Genomic DNA, 3,218 nt, shown 5'->3' on the forward strand with positions numbered 1-3,218 from the left:
TTCAGCCAGTAAACTTGCAGCGTTCGTTCAGTCGGCGCAGGAGCCGTCTTGGATTCTGGCTTTTGAACGGAGTTTGGCGACGCGACGATCGGGGGTGCTTGCTGCTCCTGAGGCGCGGGGGACGACTGCGGCGAGGACTGCACGGTTGCAGGAACCGGAGGGCGCGAGGTCCAAGCCCACCAAGCAACGGCGCTTCCCGTAGTCAGAACGAGTGCCGAGAACCCCGCGGCGATGCCCAAAGGAATGCGACGAGATGGCTGCTGCATAATAAAACTCTCCTTTGGATAGCGTGACGACGCGGGCGTATTCCATGACTACAGTGAATCATTCCACATTTCGGAAAATTCGCCCGCTGTTTTTAGAATTTGTTGGGAGCCACCTGCACAAAGGCAGCAAGTTGAAGCTGGTCGGCATTTGTGTGCAGCTGAAGAATTCGGGCGGTGATTCCAGACGCTTCTAGCTGCCGCAGGTCCGATCGCTCAGCAATTCCATTCGCCACCGGTGTAACCACGCGATCGGGCACCGCTTCCCCATTCAGCCGCACGGTCGGATTGACCAACCGCAGTTGCCGTCCTGCCACAGTCTCGATTCCCGCTTCCGCCATGATGTCTAGCGTAGCCGGATCTCCCGCTTCGCGCAGGCTGGCAGACACGCGAATTCGTTGCGACTCGAACTCCACACGCGGATTGAGAATTTCGTACCGTCGCGCCTGCCGTGCGTCCTGCTCCGACAGCGCATTAATGCCCACTTCCCGCAACTGTGCCGCAAACGCAGGCGATCGCAGCGCCCGATTGATGTCCGCTTCGGTGAGGACCAAGCGTACGGCTGCCCGTGCAGGCTGAGTCAGCTGCGGTCTGCCGCGCAGAAGCCGCCGACCCTCGAGAAAAATTGGATCGGTGTCTAGCTCCAGCGCCTCTAGCCGAACCTCCTGCACTGGAAACAGCCCACGTCCGGCAATGCGGATGCGATCGACCTTGCCCTGCACGAGTTGGTAGCTGGGCGCGTTGTCGATTCGCACCTCCAAAGTTTCCACGGAGACAAACGATCGACGAATCGGCTGTTGAGCCGTGCGATCCAGCACGACGCCTACGGGCGACACAAGACTAATCAGACTAGAGAGAAAAATTGTTAAGAATTCCATCGGGCGCGATCGTGCAGGGTTCAGCTAGCCCATTTTGACAGAAAGCTCCCGAAAATAATCCCTCTTTAACCGCTTCTCCGTAATCCTGCAACTTGCCGTTGTATCAATGAGTGCCCGATTTACTACGGGACAGGGTGCGGCTCGCAATTACGAAAGGAAGAACCTTCATGAACGTTTTCTCAACGGTCATTGCGTTGCTGCGCGATCGCGGCGAATTTTTGAGCGAAATTCACGACAGCGTCAAGCTCAAGAGCAAAATTTCCGCACTGCTAATGTCGAGCTTTTGCTTCTTTGCCGTGTACGGCGCCATTATCGGCACGTTTCACAGTCCGCTTCAGGTGCTCGTCTGCCGTCAAATTGCCTGCTCTGTACTTGATTACGCTGCTCGTGTGTCTTCCCACGCTCTACATCTTTAACGTCCTATCTGGCTCAAAGCAGAGCATTGCCCAGCACTTTACGTATCTGCTAACAGCAGTTTCCGTCATTTCCCTGCTGCTGTGCGGATTTGCGCCTGTGACGCTGTTTTTCCTAATTACGGTCAATGACTACAATTTCTTTCTGTTGCTCAATGTGGCAATTTTTGCGCTCACAGGCATTCTCGGCGTTTTGTTTCTCTACCAGGTGATGAAGCCGATCGCCGATGACGACACCGACCAAGGCATCAAAATTCGCACCAGCATTCTGCGGTTTTGGCTAGCGCTCTATGGATTCGTCGGTAGCTAGCTCGGCTGGACGCTCCGTCCGTTCTTTGGTTCTCCGGGGCAGTTTGAGCTGTTTCGCCCACGAGAAGGCAGTTTCTTTACAGGGGGCTGATGACTCTGCTGTCTTGAGGACGCGCTGATGAAATCGGATTTGGAAGCGCTAAGGCTGACGGAAGCGGAACTAGAGCGGCTCAGCGGTTACGACGTGAATGATGTGTTTGTGGGTGGACTACTCGGCGGCGTTTATCGACCCTTGATCGTGCACCATCGGCATCGTCTACTGACGTTTTGCTTCACTGAAAGTGGTCGCTGCCGCGCTTGTGTTTGTGTTCGCCTTGCCGCTGGGGTTGGCGGCGACGCGAAATGCGACCGCTGGCGTTCGTGATCTCAGTGGTGCGCTTGAGTTTGCCCAAGTGCCGATCGTGTTGACCGTTCTGGTGATGGTGGGCTGGAATGTGTACATGGTTCAGGCGGCGAAGCGATTGCGAACGCTGATGCAGTTGCTAGATGAAGTAGACCGCTACAGCGCGGTGATTCAAGCCGTAGATGTGCTAGATCGACTGGATGCAGTGGGACATCGATCGCTGAAGGCGCGCGATCGTGGTGAAATCCTTCAGGCGCTGCGGGTTACGCGCGATACGCTTGTGTCCGGGCTGCGAACGGAGAAGGTTCTGCGCCAGAGTCGGGGGCTACTAACGCGCCATGCAGATTTGATTCACAGTCTCGAAACGAATCTAGTCGCGCTGAGAGCATTGGAGGTGAATCACCAAGCGAGCGAGTATGGGCAACTGCTGCACGAAGCGTTGCAGATTAGCCAGCGGGTGCAGCAGGAAGTTGGGCGAATTGCGGACCTCTGACTTTTGCAGGATGCAGCCAGCCTCCCAGACTGGTTTCCTGAGTTAGAGTTTGATCAAGGCAAAACACGCATGGCGGATCTTTTAGCAACAGCGACCCAAGCTGGCTCCTTTAAAACATTGCTTGCTGCGATCGAGGCGGCGGGATTGGTAGACACGCTGAGCGGGGATGGTCCGCTTACCGTACTGGCTCCCACAGACGAGGCGTTTGCCGCCCTGCCGGAAGGCACGCTCGATTCCCTGCTGCAAGACACACCAAAGCTGAAGAAAATCCTCACCTACCACGTGCTGTTTGGGGATGTGCGATCGGATGATCTGCTGCAGATCGACGAAGCCCCAACTGTGGAAGGGTCGATCATTGCAGTCGATCACTCGAACGGCGTTAAGGTGAACGAGGCGACGGTGACTCAGATGGATATTCTGACCGACAATGGGGTAATTCATGTGATTGATTCGGTGCTGATACCTGCGCTGATCGCCGGACATTCATAACGGAACATTCATAGCAGAACAGATATAGCG

At 55.7% G+C, this 3,218-nt stretch carries 4 protein-coding genes and 2 pseudogenes; 4 read left to right on the top strand and 2 right to left on the bottom strand.

Translation table 11 applies throughout. The annotated features are described in order from the left end of the window. Together H6F43_RS20915 and H6F43_RS20920 are read right to left on the bottom strand one after the other, a co-directional pair. Positions 1–266: pseudogene (locus tag H6F43_RS20915) on the bottom strand (hypothetical protein); the annotation flags it as partial. Between the two features lie 92 nt (positions 267–358). After that, positions 359–1,141: a DUF2993 domain-containing protein gene (locus H6F43_RS20920; RefSeq protein WP_190345108.1), complete on the bottom strand. Its 783-nt coding sequence runs from the start codon at positions 1,139–1,141 to the stop codon at positions 359–361. 167 nt (positions 1,142–1,308) lie between these two features. On the opposite strand from H6F43_RS20920, the pseudogene H6F43_RS23285 reads away from it, so the two are divergent. The 4 genes and pseudogenes from H6F43_RS23285 to H6F43_RS20940 all read left to right on the top strand — a co-directional run bounded on the left by H6F43_RS23285 (position 1,309) and on the right by H6F43_RS20940 (position 3,188). After that, positions 1,309–1,954 (top strand): annotated as a pseudogene (locus H6F43_RS23285) (hypothetical protein). 27 nt (positions 1,955–1,981) lie between these two features. After that, on the top strand, positions 1,982–2,227 hold the full coding sequence (locus tag H6F43_RS20930; RefSeq protein WP_190345109.1) for a hypothetical protein: 246 nt from the start codon (positions 1,982–1,984) through the stop codon (positions 2,225–2,227). Continuing rightward, a complete protein-coding gene (locus H6F43_RS20935) occupies positions 2,163–2,699 on the top strand; it encodes a hypothetical protein (RefSeq protein ID WP_190345110.1) in 537 nt (178 codons plus the stop codon). The genes H6F43_RS20930 and H6F43_RS20935 overlap by 65 nt, the downstream gene beginning before the upstream one ends. 69 nt (positions 2,700–2,768) lie before the next feature. Continuing rightward, positions 2,769–3,188, top strand: a complete 420-nt coding sequence (locus tag H6F43_RS20940; RefSeq protein ID WP_190345111.1) for a fasciclin domain-containing protein — start codon at positions 2,769–2,771, stop codon at positions 3,186–3,188. Positions 3,189–3,218 lie beyond the last annotated feature (30 nt).

Origin of the sequence: Leptolyngbya sp. FACHB-36, from assembly GCF_014695955.1 — a bacterium.
Classification (GTDB): domain Bacteria; phylum Cyanobacteriota; class Cyanobacteriia; order Leptolyngbyales; family Leptolyngbyaceae; genus FACHB-36.

Coding starts and splice junctions, on each gene's coding strand:
- H6F43_RS20920 (WP_190345108.1), bottom strand. CDS start 1,141: ATGGAATTCTTAACAATTTTTCTCTCTAGTCTGATTAGTCTTGTGTCG.
- H6F43_RS20930 (WP_190345109.1), top strand. CDS start 1,982: ATGAAATCGGATTTGGAAGCGCTAAGGCTGACGGAAGCGGAACTAGAG.
- H6F43_RS20940 (WP_190345111.1), top strand. CDS start 2,769: ATGGCGGATCTTTTAGCAACAGCGACCCAAGCTGGCTCCTTTAAAACA.